Origin of the sequence: Photobacterium sp. GSS17 (assembly GCF_028621875.1) — a bacterium.
GTDB classification, from domain to species: Bacteria; Pseudomonadota; Gammaproteobacteria; order Enterobacterales; family Vibrionaceae; genus Photobacterium; species Photobacterium ganghwense.
Window position 1 is genome coordinate 3,436,404 of the sequence record NZ_CP117517.1, and the last position, 17,185, is coordinate 3,453,588.

16 protein-coding genes are annotated in these 17,185 nt (G+C 54.5%); 4 read left to right on the top strand and 12 right to left on the bottom strand.

All coding sequences use genetic code 11. The features are described 5' to 3' along the window. Positions 1-246 precede the first annotated feature (246 nt). Positions 247-2,703, top strand: coding sequence for a glycerol-3-phosphate 1-O-acyltransferase PlsB (gene plsB / locus PGW97_RS15730; protein WP_207103423.1), 2,457 nt, complete (start codon positions 247-249; stop codon positions 2,701-2,703). Between the two features lie 561 nt (positions 2,704-3,264). On the opposite strand, the gene ubiA is transcribed toward plsB, so the two are convergent. Beyond that, entirely contained in the window at positions 3,265-4,116 is an 852-nt protein-coding gene (gene ubiA, locus PGW97_RS15735; RefSeq protein ID WP_084712686.1) for a 4-hydroxybenzoate octaprenyltransferase, read from the bottom strand. After that, entirely contained in the window at positions 4,113-4,658 is a 546-nt protein-coding gene (locus PGW97_RS15740) for a chorismate--pyruvate lyase family protein (protein ID WP_273857936.1), read from the bottom strand. The genes ubiA and PGW97_RS15740 overlap by 4 nt, the downstream gene beginning before the upstream one ends. A gap of 158 nt (positions 4,659-4,816) precedes the next feature. Here PGW97_RS15740 and PGW97_RS15745 point away from each other — a divergent pair, with 158 nt between their 5' ends. Next, positions 4,817-5,242 carry a flagellar basal body-associated protein FliL gene (locus tag PGW97_RS15745; RefSeq protein ID WP_217392416.1) on the top strand — a complete coding sequence of 142 codons (426 nt, stop codon included), beginning with the start codon at positions 4,817-4,819 and terminating at the stop codon, positions 5,240-5,242. 133 nt (positions 5,243-5,375) lie between these two features. On the opposite strand, the gene glpD is transcribed toward PGW97_RS15745, so the two are convergent. From glpD to ftsY, 9 genes are all read right to left on the bottom strand, one after another. Continuing rightward, the gene (gene glpD / locus PGW97_RS15750; protein WP_273857938.1) at positions 5,376-6,884 is read right to left on the bottom strand and encodes a glycerol-3-phosphate dehydrogenase; all 1,509 of its coding nucleotides are present in this window, start codon (positions 6,882-6,884) and stop codon (positions 5,376-5,378) included. 210 nt (positions 6,885-7,094) lie between these two features. Then, a complete protein-coding gene (locus PGW97_RS15755) occupies positions 7,095-7,856 on the bottom strand; it encodes a DeoR/GlpR family transcriptional regulator (protein ID WP_047887263.1) in 762 nt (253 codons plus the stop codon). A gap of 145 nt (positions 7,857-8,001) precedes the next feature. Next, positions 8,002-9,363 carry a glycerol-3-phosphate transporter gene (glpT, locus tag PGW97_RS15760; RefSeq protein WP_047887264.1) on the bottom strand — a complete coding sequence of 454 codons (1,362 nt, stop codon included), beginning with the start codon at positions 9,361-9,363 and terminating at the stop codon, positions 8,002-8,004. A gap of 272 nt (positions 9,364-9,635) precedes the next feature. Continuing rightward, complete coding sequence (glpG, locus tag PGW97_RS15765) at positions 9,636-10,478, bottom strand: rhomboid family intramembrane serine protease GlpG (RefSeq protein ID WP_273857942.1); 843 nt, start codon at positions 10,476-10,478, stop codon at positions 9,636-9,638. Between the two features lie 72 nt (positions 10,479-10,550). Further along, positions 10,551-10,880: a thiosulfate sulfurtransferase GlpE gene (glpE, locus tag PGW97_RS15770; protein ID WP_047887266.1), complete on the bottom strand. Its 330-nt coding sequence runs from the start codon at positions 10,878-10,880 to the stop codon at positions 10,551-10,553. Positions 10,881-11,356: 476 nt separating this feature from the next. After that, the gene (gene rpoH, locus PGW97_RS15775) at positions 11,357-12,217 is read right to left on the bottom strand and encodes an RNA polymerase sigma factor RpoH (protein ID WP_047887267.1); all 861 of its coding nucleotides are present in this window, start codon (positions 12,215-12,217) and stop codon (positions 11,357-11,359) included. Positions 12,218-12,333: 116 nt separating this feature from the next. Next, complete coding sequence (gene ftsX / locus PGW97_RS15780) at positions 12,334-13,260, bottom strand: permease-like cell division protein FtsX (protein WP_047887268.1); 927 nt, start codon at positions 13,258-13,260, stop codon at positions 12,334-12,336. Beyond that, positions 13,250-13,918, bottom strand: coding sequence for a cell division ATP-binding protein FtsE (ftsE, locus tag PGW97_RS15785; RefSeq protein ID WP_207103422.1), 669 nt, complete (start codon positions 13,916-13,918; stop codon positions 13,250-13,252). Before ftsE ends, ftsX begins: the two co-directional genes overlap by 11 nt. Positions 13,919-13,921: 3 nt before the next feature. After that, entirely contained in the window at positions 13,922-15,325 is a 1,404-nt protein-coding gene (ftsY, locus tag PGW97_RS15790) for a signal recognition particle-docking protein FtsY (protein WP_273857948.1), read from the bottom strand. Between the two features lie 147 nt (positions 15,326-15,472). Between ftsY and rsmD the strand changes: the two genes are divergently transcribed. Both rsmD and PGW97_RS15800 read left to right on the top strand, forming a co-directional pair. After that, a complete protein-coding gene (gene rsmD / locus PGW97_RS15795) occupies positions 15,473-16,078 on the top strand; it encodes a 16S rRNA (guanine(966)-N(2))-methyltransferase RsmD (protein ID WP_273857950.1) in 606 nt (201 codons plus the stop codon). After that, complete coding sequence (locus tag PGW97_RS15800; RefSeq protein WP_047887272.1) at positions 16,075-16,341, top strand: DUF1145 domain-containing protein; 267 nt, start codon at positions 16,075-16,077, stop codon at positions 16,339-16,341. The genes rsmD and PGW97_RS15800 overlap by 4 nt, the downstream gene beginning before the upstream one ends. A 129-nt stretch (positions 16,342-16,470) precedes the next feature. Here the strand turns inward: PGW97_RS15800 and PGW97_RS15805 are convergent, their stop codons facing one another. Then, positions 16,471-17,058, bottom strand: a complete 588-nt coding sequence (locus tag PGW97_RS15805; protein ID WP_047887273.1) for a YhgN family NAAT transporter — start codon at positions 17,056-17,058, stop codon at positions 16,471-16,473. Between the last annotated feature and the right edge of the window lie 127 nt (positions 17,059-17,185).

The following is a 17,185-nucleotide window of genomic DNA, read 5'->3' on the forward strand; positions in this document are numbered from 1 at the left end:
GTTTATGAAAACAGCAATTATGGCGAGAAAACGCCAGCCCCGTCCCACCCCCTCACCTACACTTGGATGAAAAGCTCGGCCGTACGAAATGTCCGGAATTAAAGATAGGAAAATTGAAACAAGTAAGCGGTTAAAAATACAATAAAAATGTCATTTAACCGCAAGTATGTGCTATTTCGCTGCTATTAGCGGCTCTTTTTCTGCTATCCTTGCGGCGCATTAAGAATTCGAGACGAGTAAGAAGATATGTCAAGTTGGCAGAAAATCTACCAAAAGATACTGGATTTGCCGCTTTCTCTGCTGGTTAAAACCCACTCTATTCCATCCAATCCGGTGGCGGATCTGGAGCTCGACCCGGAACGTCCGATTGTCTACATCCTGCCGTTCCGTTCCAACACCGATTTAATGACCCTGCGCCGCAGCACACTGGAGCTGGGGCTCCCGGATCCGCTTGAACCGCTGGACATTGCCGGTAAACAGTTCAGTCGTTATGTCTATATTTCTGACGCCCCGAGTGTCTTTGGCTCGAACAGCGAATTGCCTCAGGAATCGCTGGAACAGTTCACCGCACTGCTGGAACAGCATAAACAGGACAGCGAGCTCGACATTCAGGTCGTGCCGGCGTCTATCCTGTGGGGCCGGAAACCGGGTAAAGAGGATAACCAGAAGCCGATTCTGCGTCCGCTTAACGGGCCGGAAAAATTCTTTACCGTGCTGGGGCATGGCCGCGACTGTATGGTGCGCCTGAGCCCGCCGGTTTCGCTGCGTTACATGGCAGACAACCACGGCACCGACGATTCTATCGCCAACAAGCTGGCGCGGGTCGCGCGTATCCATTTCTCCCGCCAGCAACTGGCCGCCTCGGGGCCGAAACTGCCGGATCGTCAGGCGCTGTTCAAACGTCTGCTGGCCTCCAAAGCGATTGAAAAAGTAGTCGCCGAAGAAGCCGCCAGCCGGGATGTACCAATTGAGAAAGTGCGCAAGGAAGCCATCGACATGATGGAAGAGATTGCGGCGGATTTCTCTTATTCCCTGATCAAACGCGGCGACCGTTTCCTCGGCTGGCTGTGGAACCGCCTCTACCAGGGCCTGAACGTCCACAATGCCAAGCAAGTACGTAAACTGGCGCAGGACGGCCATGAGATCGTTTATGTACCGTGTCACCGCAGCCACATGGACTACCTGCTGCTGTCTTACGTGCTGTATCAGGAAGGCCTGGTACCACCGCACATTGCCGCCGGGATTAACCTGAATTTCTTCCCGGCAGGCCCGATTTTCCGTCGCGGCGGCGCATTTTTCATCCGCCGCAGCTTCAAGGGAAATCGCCTGTACTCCACGGTCTTCCGTGAGTATCTGGCTGAGCTGTTTGCCAAAGGGTACTCGGTTGAATACTTCAGCGAAGGCGGTCGTTCCCGAACTGGCCGACTGCTGCCGGCCAAAACCGGTATGTTGTCAATGACCATTCAGGCCATGCTGCGCGGTCTCAATCGCCCAGTCACACTGGTGCCGGTCTACATCGGTTATGAACACGTCATGGAAGTGGCCACTTACGCCAAAGAGCTACGTGGCAAGCGCAAAGAGAAAGAAAACGTCGGCCAGGTTCTGCGTACGCTGCGTAAACTGCGTAATCTGGGCCAGGGCTACGTGAACTTTGGTGAGCCGATTCCGCTGAACCACTACCTGAACGAGCACGTCCCGGACTGGCACAAGAGTATCGATCCGATTGAACCACAGCGCCCGCAATGGCTGAACCCGGTGGTGAACGATCTGGCGGTGAAGATGATGACGCACATCAACGATGCGGCAGCCACCAATGCCCTGACCCTTTGCGGCGTAGCTCTGCTGGCTTCCCGTCAGCGCGCCCTGAGCCGCGAAGATCTGGAGCAGCAGATCGACTGCTACCTGCAGTTGCTGCGCAATGTGCCGTATTCCGAGCAGTTCACCGTTCCGGATGAAGATGCCAAGGCCATGGTGAAACACGCCATGGAAATGGACAAATTCGTGGTCGAACGCGACAGCCTGGGTGAAATGGTGTCTCTGGACCGCCCGCAGGCGATCCTGATGACCTATTACCGCAACAATATCATTCACCTGTTTGCGATGCCGTCGCTGATCGCCAATATCGTGATTTATCACGGGCGCCTGACCACCCGCGAGATTCTGGCTCAGGTTGAGCAACTGTATCCGTTCCTGAAAGCCGAATTGTTCCTGCGCTATCAGCAGGAAGAGCTGGCAACCGTGGTGGAATCACTGCTGGATGAGCTGGCTCGCCAGCGCCTGATCCTGCGTGACGGTGAGGTCATTACCCTCAATAACAGCCGGATCGGCCCGCTGCATCTGCTGGCCCGTACCATCTCTGAAACCCTGCAGCGCTATGCCATCGCCCTGACGCTGCTGAATTCAGAGCCGGAACTGATGAAGAGCGATCTGGAACAACAAAGTCAGATGATGGCACAGCGCCTGAGCCGTCTGCACGGTATCAATGCACCGGAATTTTTCGACAAAGGGGTATTCTCGACCCTGGTTAAAACCCTGCGTGCGGAAGGCTACCTCAACGAAGACTGCCATGTGGTAAGTCAGCCGGTTGACCAGCTCGCCGGTCTGCTGACCAATCTGGTGTCACCGGAAGTGAAGCTGACCATTCAGGCCGTGATGAACCGCGAAGAGCGTATCGACATCGAAGAAGCCGCTCCTGGTGCCTGAACCTGCTGACACTCTAAGCCAATGACCGCGATGTTCGGTACCGGACATCGCGCCATCCAGACCTATACGTAGAACGTCACATTAAAATGAAAGGGCTGCTTCGGCAGCCTTTGTTTATTCAAGCCCCTGCCATATGGCCTTCATTTAACTTGAGCCATCGCCATACCGATCTCATCGTCCGCACACCGAATCATCTACTCAGCTGAACTGAACGACTGTACAGCTTTTAGGCTCCCATATCCCAAAAGCTTGCCGAGCTGATCACGTTCTCTAATTCACATTTAATTTCAATTGGTTAAGTGTACATACTGATGTATGTAAACAGGTCGATTATCTCCCGAAGAGATCCCATGCACAGGTTTACGGGCAATTGGCCTATGGCTGCCCTAAAGCTTGCGGATACCACAAGCGTTGGTTTTTTCAGCGTGCCCGTTACGACCGGTGGCACAGAAAAAGAGCACTCCTCACCCGACCGTTTTTAACCGCCCAGGCTGGCTGCATTTGCCGCAGACAAAAAAAGCGCCCGAAGGCGCTTACTGATGTGTTGTTATAGCCGCTGCGTTACAGGCAGACACTGATCACGATGCCGAGCCAGATGAGCATGCCGACATAGTTGTTGTTCAGGAACGCTTTGAAACACGGTTCACGCTCACGCTCACGGATCAGCATTTGCTGGTACACAAACAGGGCCGAGGCCAGCAGCAGGAACCAGTAATAGCTCTGCGACAGGTTCTGCATGACACCCACCGCGATCAACAGCAGCAAAGTGCCTAGCTGCAGCACACCGATAATCATTTTGTCGAACCGGCCAAACAGGATCGCCGTCGACTTGATCCCAATGTTCAGATCGTCATCCCGGTCAACCATCGCATACTGGGTATCGTACGCAATCGTCCAGAGAATATTGGCGACAAACAGCACCCAGGCCAGCGGTGTCAATTCACCAGACTGCGCCGCATACGCCATCGGAATTGACCAGCCGAACGCCATTCCCAGCACCAGCTGCGGCAAATGGGTATAGCGCTTCATAAACGGATAAGCCGCCGCCAGCAACAGCCCCACCACCGACAACATAATGGTCAGGGAATTCATGGTCAGCACCAGCAGAAAAGAAACCAGCACCAGCAGACCAAACAGCCCCAGCGCCTCGCGCTCCGACAGCGCGCCGGACGGCAACGGGCGTTGCGCCGTGCGTTTGACATGACCATCAAAATTACGATCGGCATAATCGTTAATGACACAACCGGCCGCGCGCATAAAAATCACGCCCAGCACAAACACCAGCGTCACATGCAAATTCGGCATGCCGTCAGCGGCCAGAAACAGGGCCCAGAGCGTCGGCCACAGCAGCAATAGGCTACCAATCGGACGGTCAAAACGCGCCAACTGCCAATAGGCTCTGGCTTTGGTCATTTCCACGGTACGGTCTCCTTATAAATCGGTGCTTCCTGCAAAAACAGCTCCGCGACCAATAGCGGTTTATCGTTGATCCAGAGTCGAGAACGACGAGCCCAGATAGGCTCAGCCTCCGTCCCCACATTTGCCACTTCCAGGGCATCTCTGCGGGCGCTTTGATCGGTGAACACCCGAAAACCGAGTGGCATTTCACCCAACTGCGCTAAATCTTGCTCTTGCCCGGTCAAAGTGGATTCCGGGATCAAGGTACGGGCAAACACCCACGGAACACCGTCCCCTTTAAGGACAACCTTACGTACCAGGCAAGCAGTATCGCCAACCAGCGCACGCTCGTCGGGGGTTAACTGTTCACGATCGATCGGTGCCTGCTCCACCAGCGACACCGTAAACTGCTCACAATGGCGCTCGAAACGCCGCGACAATGAGTCCGGCTCCAGCAGCCAATGCCCAAACTCAGTGTCCTCAATGTTGGCGTCTGCCGGTGCCAGCCACCGGGCGCTGGCCAATAAGGGTTTATACAACTGCTTGAATTGCGACATTTTTCCAATAAAAACCAGCCAATCTTCCCGTGCGGGGCTTGGTAGTTCCAGGTTAATTGATTACCATGAAGAAACACTATTGTAGCAAGCTGTAACCGGTACGAATATCGTTACGATCGAAAGATCCCAAACCAACGCCTGAAAATAGCGATAACGCCATGTCATCAAAACTAAAAACCCTTTGCGCCGGATGCCTGTTCCTACTGACTTCCCCGCTGTTTATGCCCTCGGCCTTCGCTGAGGAAGCGGCTGAGATTACCCCGCAATATTCCTATTACACCCTGGAACCGGACATTACGACCAATTACGTCACCCAGGGAAAAAAGATTGGCTATCTGCGCTTGCAGGTGGATTTGATGGTGGCCGATCCGGCCAATATTAAAGAAGTGGAGCATCACGCCCCGCTGATTCGCGATGCTATTATCAGCATTATCGGCCAGCAGCCGGAGGCCAAAATCAAATCGCTGGCCGGACGAGAGGCAATTCGCCAAGCATGCCTGAACCGCGTCAATGAGCTGCTGATCATGGAAACCAACAAGAAACTGTTGACCGAACTACTGTTTACCAAGTACCTGTACCAGTAATGTCGGCCAGCGGAGTCGGCAGCTGATCGCTGATTCAAAGACCAATGACGACAAACAAAAAGGCGCCTGAGGCGCCTTTTTTACTCGGGGACGAATCTGGCTCTGAGCCCATCCGTCCTGATATCAGCCGCGGTTAGGCCGCTTTGGCTGCCGCATGGCTGGCGATGTAATCCGCCACAGCCTGTTGCTGCTCGCGGCTGAGGTACAGGCCCAGCTTGCTGCGTCGCCACAGGACATCTTCAGCGTGCTGGACGAATTCACTGCGCATCAGGTAGTCCAGCTCACGGGCGTAGAATCCTTCACCAAAATGCTGTCCCATCTCGGCTTCGCTGCTTACGCCCTCAAAGATATGAACCACGCGGGTGCCATAATTGGTCACCAGACGGGTTGCCGCCAGTGCCGACAACCAGGGGTACTGCTGACGCAGAGCCTGAGCCCGTGCCACGCCGTCAAACCCGGCTTCGCCACCCGGCAGGCAGGCTGATGCCGTCCAGGGCTGACCCATTTGCGGGAAGAACGGTGCCAGTTTCACCATCGCCGACTCTGCCAGCTTACGGTACGTCGTCAGCTTGCCACCGAAAATAGACAGCAGCGGCGCTTCGTTCCCTTCTTGCTCCAGCTCCAGCGTATAGTCGCGGGTGATCGCCTGCGGAGAGTCAGATTCATCATCACACAACGGACGGACGCCGCTGTAGGTCCAGACCACGTCGTCACGCTTCAGCTTGTGTTTGAAGTGGTTGTTATACACGTTCAGCAGATAGCCGATTTCGTTGTCATCAATGGCCACCTCTCGCGGATCGCCGTTGTACTCTACATCGGTGGTGCCGATGATAGAGAAACGGTCCAGATAAGGGATCACAAACACAATCCGGTTATCTTCGTTTTGCAGGATGTAAGCCTGCTCCTGCTGATGCACGCGCGGAACCACAATGTGCGATCCCTTAATCAGGCGGATATTACGAGGTGAACGCGCTTCCAGGCTCTGATCATAGAAGGTTTTCACCCAAGGGCCTGCAGCGTTTACCAAGGCGCGGGCACAACGTTCGAACGTATCGCCACTCACCTGATCACGAATGGTCACCCGCCAGATATTGTCTTCACGCACGGCTTTTTCGACTTTACAGCGGTTACGGACTTCCCCGCCGCGCTCAGCCACTTCCATCGCATTGAGGATTACCAGACGCGCATCGTCCACCCAGCAGTCGGAATACTCAAAGCCTTTAGTAATTTCCGGTACCAGAACAGATTCGGCACCGAACTTCAGGCCGCAGCTGGCCGGCAGCGTGGTACGTTTGCCCAGATGGTCATACAGAAACAGGCCGGCACGAATCATCCACGCCGGGCGCAGATGCGGGCGGTGTGGCAGGCGAAAGCGCATCGGACGGGCAATGTGCGGAATTTTTCGCAGCAGCACTTCACGCTCGGCCAGTGCTTCGCCGACCAGACGAAACTCGTAATGCTCCAGGTAGCGCAGGCCGCCGTGGATCAGCTTTGAACTGGCAGACGAGGTTGCCGACGCAAAATCCTGCGCTTCATACAACCCGACATTCAGGCCACGTCCTGCCGCATCTGCGGCGATACCGGCCCCGTTAATGCCGCCACCCACGACGATCAGGTCCATTACTTCTGTTGTTGCTGCCATGTCACCACCTCTAGGGAGAGCAATCCGAATACTGAAAAGTTCAAATTCGCGCGTTAATGTTCGATAACGAACATAATAGCGGATCGTTTGACCGAGATCATCATTGTTGTTTTCGATAAATGACAGATTCATGATCATGACGGCATTTTTACGAAAAAAAACGGGCTGCCAATGGGCAGCCCGTTTTCCTTTGCGCAGTCAGCGAAAAAATCAGCTCACGACTTCGACATGAATTTCATGCTCTTCTAACCGTTTCGCCAGATCTGCCGGTGGCGGCTGATCGGTAAACAGCATATCAACCTGACTGATATCGCCCAGGTTAACCATGGCGTTGCGGCCAAATTTCGTGTGGTCCGCCCCCAGCATGACGCAGCGGCTGTTCTCAATGATCGCCTGCTTAACGCGCACTTCGTGGTAATCAAAATCAAGCAACGAGCCGTCAAAGTCGATGCCGCTGATCCCCAGGATGCCGAAATCAAGACGGAACTGGGAAATGAAATCCAGAGTGGCTTCGCCGACAATCCCGCCATCGCGGTTACGGACTTCACCGCCAGCCAGAATGACCCGGAAGTCATCTTTACCGGTCAGGATGCTGGCCACGTTCAGGTTATTGGTAACAACCCGCAGATCATTGTGGTTCAACAAGGCCCGTGCCACCGCTTCCGGCGTGGTTCCGATATCAATGAACAGGGTCGCTCCGTCCGGAATATGCTGGACCATCGCCTGAGCGATATTGTCTTTTTCATTCAACTGCATCACTTTACGTGTGCTGTAGGAGGTGTTCACCGAACTGGAAGGGATGGTAGCGCCACCGTGGTGACGACGGATTTTATTTTCGGCAGCCAGCTCGTTCAGATCCCGACGGATAGTCTGTGGGCTGACACTGAATCTCTCAACCAGGTCGTCGGTACTGACGTAGCCCTGGTTTTTCACAAGATCGATGATTTCCTGATGACGTTTGCTTTGCTTCACTGCTGACGCGGCTCCTTTTACCAAACAGAATCTCACTCCGGTCGGGCGCTATGCTGTTCAGCGTGGAAAAAACAAGGCCCCGCGACTGCGGAGCCTTGCCATATTACCTAGGGTGCCATCAAGATGCCAATGATGGCGATCGCAATCACGCGTTTTGCTCTGCCAGACGCTCACGGTGCAGGCGGCTTTCGCCAATCAGCGCCAGGGTCAGGAAGAAGATAGACAGGCCACAAGAAGCGGTCAGTACGATGAAGCCGCCATCCCAGCCGAAGTGGTCTACGGTGTAGCCCAGAATCGCGTTCGCCGCGACGGCTCCACCCAGGTAGCCGAACAGACCAGTCAGACCTGCTGCTGTACCTGCCGCTTTCTTCGGAGCCAGTTCTAGAGCGTACAGACCAATCAGCATAACCGGACCGTAAATCAGGAAGCCGATTGCCACCAGCGCTGCCATATCAACCGCCGGGTTACCCGCCGGGTTGAACCAGTACACCAGTACCGCAACGGTCACCAGCGCCATGAACAGGATACCGGCAGGGGCACGGCGGCCTTTGAAGAATTTATCCGACATCCAGCCACACAGCAGCGTACCCGGGATACCCGCCCACTCATACAGGAAGTAAGCCCAAGAAGACTTATCCACGGTGAAGTGCTTCACTTCGTTGAGGTAGACCGGTGCCCAGTCCAGCACGCCGTAGCGGATCAGGTAAACGAAGGCGTTTGCCACTGCGATGAACCACAGCAGTTTGTTATTGAAAACGTATTTGAAGAAGATCTCTTTAGCCGTCATCTCTTTTTCGTGAGAAACGTCGTACGAGTCCGGATAATCATTCTTGTACTCTTCGATCGCCGGCAGACCACATGATTGCGGCGTATCGCGCATTACCAACAGTGAGAAAGCCGCCACCAGCAAGGCGAAAAAGGCCGGTACGTAAAACGCCGATCTCCAGTCATCGTTGAACGCCCACAGGCCCAACAGGAACATCGGACCGATCAGGCCACCACCCACGTTGTGGGCCACGTTCCAGACCGATACGATTTCGCCCCGCTCTTTGCGCGACCACCAGTGCACCATCGTCCGCCCACAGGCCGGCCAACCCATCCCCTGGAACCAACCGTTAAGGAACAACAGGATAAACATCGCCGCGATACTGCCGGTCGCCCAAGGCATAAAGCCAAAGCACAGCATGACAATGGCTGACATCGTCAAACCCGCCGCCAGGAAGTAACGCGGATTCGAACGGTCAGAAACGTTACCCATCAGGAATTTTGACAGACCGTAAGCAATAGATACCGCCGCCAGAGCAACACCCAGGTCACCACGGCTGTAGCCATATTCTTCAATCAGGTACGGCATGGCCAGGCTGAAATTTTTGCGGACAAGGTAATAGCCGGCGTAACCAATGAAAATCCCGGCAAACAGCTGCCAGCGCATGCGTTTGTATACGGGGTCGACCTGAGCGTCAGGCAATCGCGCCTGATGCAAAGCCGGTTTAAAAATCCCAAACATAAGTTGATCCTTATTGTCTTGTTTTAGCGATGGTATGGGTACAAACGAGTACAAAGGTGAGCGAAAATACTCAATAACGCTCAAATCAGGCAAATTATTGCTCTAATGAAGGTTGTAAAATGTGAATGAAATCAAATACGAGGGTTTATTCTTCGTGACATCCGACCAAAACGAGCATTTTCTTCTCGCTTTATGACACTGATTGCGCTTTCAACAAAAAAGGTGAACACCGACGGTGTTCACCTTAGTTGGGACGGGGCAAAAATCCGGGGCTACTGCGCGTGCGAGCGCCCCAGCTTGGCATCAAACAGGGCCAACGCACAGCCACTGAACAAGCCGAACAGGTGAGCCATATTGGCAATGGACATGCCGAACATATCGGCAAAGCCCAGCACCAGCCACACCAGCATGAAAGTGACGTAAGAGCGCGGCATCGATAATCCCCGCTCCGGTGCCAGCCAGCCCAGCCACCACAGGTAACCCATCAGGGCATACACCACCCCGGACAGCCCGCCGAAATTCGGACCATGAAACCAGAACTGGGCAAAACCGGAAACCAAGGCCGAAATCAGGAAAATCTGAATCAGCTTACTGCTGCCGCTGTGCAGTTCCAGCTGGCCGCCGAGAATCCACCACCACAGGCAGTTAAACACAATGTGCAGGATGGAAAAATGAATCAGGGCATGGGAGAAAAAGCGCCATACCTGCCACTCATCGCCCTGCATCAGCGGGAAATGCATCAGCGAAAACAGCGGTGCCTGCATCCCCAGCAGCCACAGAATATAAATCCCGATAGAAGCGACCATCACCGTCAGCGTAAAGGGCCCTGCCTGAGATTTGATCAGCTTTACCATGCTGGGACTGCGGTAATCAAACCGCGCGGTCCGCGTTTCTGCAACATCCCAGGAGGCACCGAGGTATTTTTTATCATAAGGATTGGCCAGAAACAGATTCAGCTCGGCCTCTGCCTCAACCAAATGCTGGCTGTCTTCCAGCCAGATGGCAAACTGCCCTTCCGGCTCGGGGGCCAGCAGCAGGGTAATACCGCGGGAGGCCATATAATCAATAAAGGCCTGAGCCTGGCGGGGATTGTTGATTCCGGCTAAGCGATGCATCTCACTCTCCAAAGTTGGCGCACCGGTTCAAGCCCCGGCGCGGGCAGATACTACGCCGGCCGGATGACGCCGTTACGCAGTCTGCACACACGGATATGACTGGCGACGCCACGCTTCAAAACCGCCGTCGAGGCTGTACACACAGTCAAAACCCTGGTGGATCAGGTACTGAGCAGCGCCCTGGCTACTGATCCCGTGGTAGCACATCACAATCACCGGCTGCTCAACATCCACCTGGTTCATAAATTCAACCATTGTATCATTTGTCAGGTGAAATGCGCCCTCCGGATGGGCCAGGGCAAAAGACTGCGGATCACGAATATCCACCAGAACGGCATTGCTGTCAGACTGATTCAGAAGCTCGAAAGCCTGCTCGACTGAAATATGTTCAAACTGATCCATAAGGTTCACTGTCTCTCTATCATTGACGATCAGATGGCAGGATCTTCGCGTCACGCAATTAGTGTGATGATCGTCCGGTTTGGGATCCCGCCATCCCCCTCACCCGGCTGCGACTATTGTACCTCACCAAGTTACTCACAACCCCATCGAAAAAATAAGGGTAATTACGGAGCATCCGCCGTGCTCCACCCCAGCAATCACAAGGGTTGAGGATACCCCATTCACTTCGCCCACCCGGCTATCGTACACTTTACCACCAGCTGTGGAAAAAACTGTGAATAGCGTTGATAATGTGTTTTGACAAAAAAGGATCCACTATATGTAGATCGGATCCGATCAAAAGCTGTGGGTAACTTTGTGAAAATTATTCCAGCCTGGAAGCTTTCTGTGACCTATCTTCCAGATTTCAGGCATAAAAAAACCAGCCTGAGGCTGGTTTTTGTGGCTCACATTTTGTGGATAGTTTTTGCGGATCCTCAGGCAAATTCGCCCACGGCTTCTTTCAGTTTCCGCATCGCATTTTTTTCCAGCTGGCGGATCCGCTCGGCAGAAACGCCGTAATGCTCAGCCAGTTCCTGCAGAGTCGCTTTGTTATCATCCAGCCAACGGGCACGGACAATGTGCTGGCTGCGCTCATCCAGGCTCGCCAGGGCCGTCGACAGACGATTGTTCGCATGCGCTTCCCAGTTGTTGTCTTCAAAGCTGCGAGCCAGATCTGAAGACTTGTCTTCCAGGTAGTAAACCGGCGCACTGTAGGCCGTATCGCGATCGTCATCTTCGGTTGGCATTTCAAACGCTGCATCCTGAGCGGCAAGGCGGGATTCCATCTCACGAACTTCGCTGGCGTCAACCCCCAGCTGCTCAGCAACCATGTTCACTTCTTCATTATTGAACCAGCCCAGGCGCTTTTTCGCCTTGCGCAGGTTGAAGAACAGCTTGCGCTGCGCCTTGGTGGTGGCGACTTTAACAATACGCCAGTTACGCAGCACATATTCGTGGATTTCCGCTTTGATCCAGTGCACGGCAAACGACACCAGACGCACACCCACTTCCGGGTTGAAACGTTTTACAGCCTTCATCAGGCCGACGTTGCCTTCCTGAACCAGATCCGCCATTGGCAGGCCATAGCCTGAGTAGCCACGCGCAATATGAACAACAAAACGCAGATGCGACATAACTAACGCCTTCGCGGCGTTAAGGTCACCATCAAAGTGAAGACGCTCAGCTAACTCACGCTCCTGCTCAGCCGTCAGCATTGGATAGCTGTTGACGCTCTGGACGTAACTTTCCAGACTATCTGCAGAAACCAGAGCCATTGATGTCATCTCTTGTGTCATCCAATAAACCTCGTGTGTTACCAATGAGAAATAGCTTTAACACGCAATAATGCCCAGAAATTGATCACTATTGCAAGTCAGCAGCCCAATTAACCCAGTTTATAGACCGAAAAATGTCAGACAGGTTCAATTTCTTTCAGGTGCCGCGCGGCCGACAAGCGGGCAGCCAGCAGGCCAAGGAACGCTGCCAGCATCAGCAGAATCAGGCTTTCATCCCAGCCCAGGCCGACCAGACGAAAGCGACTGTCGTATAGCCCCGCCAGCGAGGTGACCGCCGAATCCAGCAGCAGGGTAATCACCAGTGTCAGCAGACATGCCACCGCGCCGCCAATCACTCCGTACCAGACCCCGGTATAGAGAAACGGCCGTAAAATAAAGCTGTCGGTCGCCCCGACCAATTTCATGACCTGCACTTCATCGCGCTGGTTCAGCACCTGCAGCCGCAGCGTGTTGCCGACAATCAGGAACACAGCCATCAACATCAGGCCGGAGATCACCATCGCCAGAGTCACCACTAACTGCTTGATAGCCACCAGCCGCTGTAACCAGTCACTGTCCAGCCGCACTTCATCGATCATGGCCTGCGACCGCAGACGGGAAGCCAGCTGCGTCGCCTGTTCTGGCTGTTGCCACTGCGCCCCCGGCTCCACCACCAGCACCCCAGGTAGTGGGTTATCATCGAGCAGACTCAGTGCCTGCTCAAAGCCAGCCTGCTGGCGAAACTCTTCCATCCCCTGCTGGGGAGAAATATAGTCTACGGAAGCGATTTCCGGCCACTTTGCCAGTTCATCCCGCAAATTTTCCGCCGCTGTGCCTTTGCTGGCCGGCGACAAATACAGGGTGAGCTGCGTCGGGTTTTGCCATGCCTGACCCACCAATACCAGGTTCTTGGCGAACAGGTAAAACGTGGTTGGCAGCGTCAGGGCGAAAGCCAACACCGCCAGGGTCAGGAAGTTCCCCAACGGGCGACGCATCATATCAGTAAGTGCCTGCTTACATTGCTGCTTGTGGACAGCAAAAAAACCGGTGGTATTACGCGCCATACGGAATCTCCCTCAACTGTCCCTGATACAAATCCAGGCGGCGATAGTTGCGGGTCGACAGCAGCGAAGTGTCGTGGGTTGCCATCAGTACCGTCACGCCGACCCGGTTGAATTCTTCAAACAAGTTCATGATTTGCTGTGACAACGCAGCATCAAGGTTACCGGTTGGCTCATCGGCCAGCAGCATCAGCGGTTTGTTCACAATCGCCCGGGCGATGCCCACCCGCTGTTGCTCCCCCCCAGAGAGCTGAACCGGCAGACAGCGTGCCTTGTCCAGCAAGCCGACTTTATCCAGTGCGGCAGAAACCCGACGCTTGATATCATTTTCACTGACCTGCTCTACCCGCAGCGGCATCGCGACATTGTCGTAAATACTGCGGTCCATCAGCAGTTTGTGATCCTGGAAAATGATCCCGATATTGCGGCGCAAGAACGGGATTTGCTTGTTATCGAGCCGCGTAATGTCGTGCCCGTTAAACATAATTTTGCCGTCACTCGGCCGTTCAATGGCGCAAATCAGTTTCAGCAGGGTACTCTTACCTGCACCGGAATGCCCGGTCAAAAACGCCATCTCTGCGGGCTGTAGATGAAAATCGACCTTTTGCAGGGCCTGACGTCCGCCCCGATAAGCTTTACTTACCTGCTGAAACCGGATCACAATTTATTCCTCGTCACTAAATAGCGCTTCAATAAATTCGTCTGCGGCAAACGGACGCAGATCCTCAATCCCTTCCCCGATACCAATGTAGCGGATTGGAATATTGAACTGGTCGGCAATGGCGAAAATCACCCCGCCCTTGGCAGTTCCGTCCAGCTTGGTCAGGGTAATCCCGGTGACCGGTGCCACTTCACTGAACAGCTTCGCCTGACTGATCGCATTCTGGCCGGTACCGGCATCCACGGTCAGCATGATTTCGTGCGGCGCGTGCGGATCGACTTTCTTCATCACCCGGACAATCTTGCGCAGCTCTTCCATCAGGTTGCCTTTGTTCTGCAGACGGCCTGCCGTGTCGGCAATCACCACATCCACCTGCTTGGCGCGGGCCGATTCGATGGCGTCATAGATGACCGAGGCACTGTCAGCCCCGGTATGCTGGGCCACCACCGGCACGTTGTTTCGCTCACCCCAAACCTGCAGCTGCTCCACTGCCGCGGCACGGAACGTATCGCCCGCCGCCAGCATCACTGACTTGCCCTGGCTCTGGAACTGCTTGGCCAGTTTACCGATGGTCGTGGTTTTACCGACCCCGTTCACGCCGACCATCAAGATGACATACGGCTTTTTGGTGGTATCAATCACCAGCGGCTGCTCAACTTTGGTCAGCATGTCGGCCAGCTCTTCTTTCAGCAGGCCGTACAGCGCCTCACCGTCTTTCAGATCTTTGCGATCAGCTTTGTCGGTCAGGTTTTCGATAATTTTGAGCGTGGTGTCCATGCCGACATCCGCGACCAGCAGCTGCTCTTCGAGCTCTTCAAACAGGTCGTCATCAATCTTTTTACCGCGGAATAGGCCAAAGAACCCCGAACCGAAATTGGTTTTGGTTTTCTTCAGGCCGCGCATCAGGCGGGCAAAAAAGCCTTCACTCTTTGGCTTCTCCTGTTCCAGTACCACTGGAGCCGGCTCGGTCGCTGTCTCAGCAGCCGTCTCAGCAACTGGCTCGCCCTGCAACTCAGCCTCGACCGTGGTGTCGGCTTCTGCGGCAAGCGCAGCGTTGGCATCGGGGCTGGCTTTCGGGGCGTGCTCTGCCGCCTCTGGCTCAACGACCGCTTCGATTTCCGGCTCCGGTTGCTCGGCAACGGCCTCAGCCGCCGCGGCTTCCCGTGGCTTCTCCGCTTCGGCGTCCGGCTCGGCCGGATGGTCGTGCGCTACCGCTTTGTCAGCGTCCGCGTTTATTGTCCCGCTCTCAGGTTCAGCGACAATCTTCGCTTCGACTGAATCGTCAGGTGCCTGTTTTGCTGCCTCGTCGTGTGACGGGTGTTCCTGTTGCTGTGCTGTTTGCTCGGTCTGCTCTTCAGAGCCAAAACCCAGCCACGAAAATAATCCGCGTTTCTTCTTTTCTGCCATTGGCAAATCCTAGCGCTTGATTGGTACAATTTGCGGCCTACGTATCAGGGTCTGATTCACCCTGTCCCTGTTCGCAGGCGCTCGTTTGCGCGCACACAGCGAAAGGGTTTGGGTATACTAACATTTTCTCAACGGTCGAAGAAATCTATGACGAGACGCAGACAACAATCAGGGCAAAAGTCGCCCACTTCCCGCCGCGATGGCTTCGTGCGGATCATCAGCGGACGCTGGCGTGGCCGGAAACTCCCCGTGCATGATGTTGAGGGGCTGCGCCCGACGACCGATCGTGTCAAAGAAACGGTGTTTAACTGGCTGGCACCGGATATCCCGGATGCCCGCTGTCTGGATCTGTTCACCGGCAGCGGCAGCCTGAGTTTCGAAGCCCTGTCCCGCGGTGCCGAACTGGTCACCATGCTGGAGCTGGATAAAAAAGCCGCCGAACAACTGGAGAAAAACCGCCAGTCACTGGGCGCCGACAATGCCAAAGTGGTGCAGACCGACAGCCTGACCCACCTCAAGCAGCCGGGAACGCCGTACGATGTGGTCTTTATCGACCCACCATTTCGCAAAGATCTCCTGAGCGACGTCATTTCGCTGCTCGAGCAACAACAATGGCTGGCTCCCCACGCCATGATTTATATTGAAGCAGAAAAAGAGCTGGGTGAACTGCCGACTCCGACAAACTGGCATTTGCACCGAGAAAAAACGGCCGGTCAGGTCTGTTACCGTTTATTTGTGAGAGAGGAAGCATGAAAGCACTGATTTTACTGGCAAAGGCTGCCATTGGTTTCGTCTGGCTGGTTTTGCTGGTGAACATTTTTTACCCGTTCCCGGGTGTGGCCGCGATGGCCCTCTATATTATGACCGGCTTCCTGCTGATGATGCATGGCCTGCAGATGCTGATTTTCCTCGGAGCGTTCGGCGATAAAATCTCGATGTCGCGCTGGGAAAAATGGTCGATCCTCATCTTCGGTATCTTTGCGCTGCTGGATATCCGCCGCAAGCACATGATGTGATTACCGCTTGTCAGCGCCTCGAGACCATGCACGCGCGGACTCCGTGTGATCTGACACAGCGAAAAGCATAAAAAAAGCGAGGCCGCCGCCTCGCTTTTTTTGTCCGTCCGGTACGCGGCTCAGACGAGCTTACAGTGTGAAAAACTCGCGGATCCCGTTCAGGAACATCTGGGTCGAAATCATAATCAGCAGTAAGCCCATCAGGCGCTCGACCGCTTTTAGCCCCCGCTCGCCCAGCACCCGGTTGAACACCTCGTAGAACATCAGAATGATAAACGAGGCTCCCCAGGCCAGTAATACGGCAATGACCCAGTCAAAGGTTCGGCCCGGCTCCTGGTTCGACAGCAACAGCAGCGACGCCAGTACCGACGGTCCGGCAATCATCGGAATTGCCATCGGCACAATAAACGGCTCTTCGCCCGCCGCCAGCCCGGTGACCCCACCCGGTTGCGGGAAGATCATCCGAATCGCGATCAAAAACAGAATTATCCCGCCAGAGATACTGACCGTCTCGGTAGAGACGTGAAGAAAGTTCAGCATCTTCTGTCCCCCGAACAGGAACAGCAGCAAAATAAACAGAGCAATTAGCAATTCACGGATCAGGATGAAGCGTCGTCTTTTCGGGTCGATGTGTCGTAAAATCGACAACATCACCGGCAAGTTACCGAGCGGATCCATGATCAGAAACAGCATCACCGCCGCAGAAATAATTTCCACAGAGCAGACCTCAGACAGCGTGTTTAATGAAAGAAATAAAGAGAACGCAGAACGATCAGCCAGAAAGCTGAACGATGGACGGAGAGTATAACAAACGAACAATAAGGTGGCGATAAATTTGCCACCT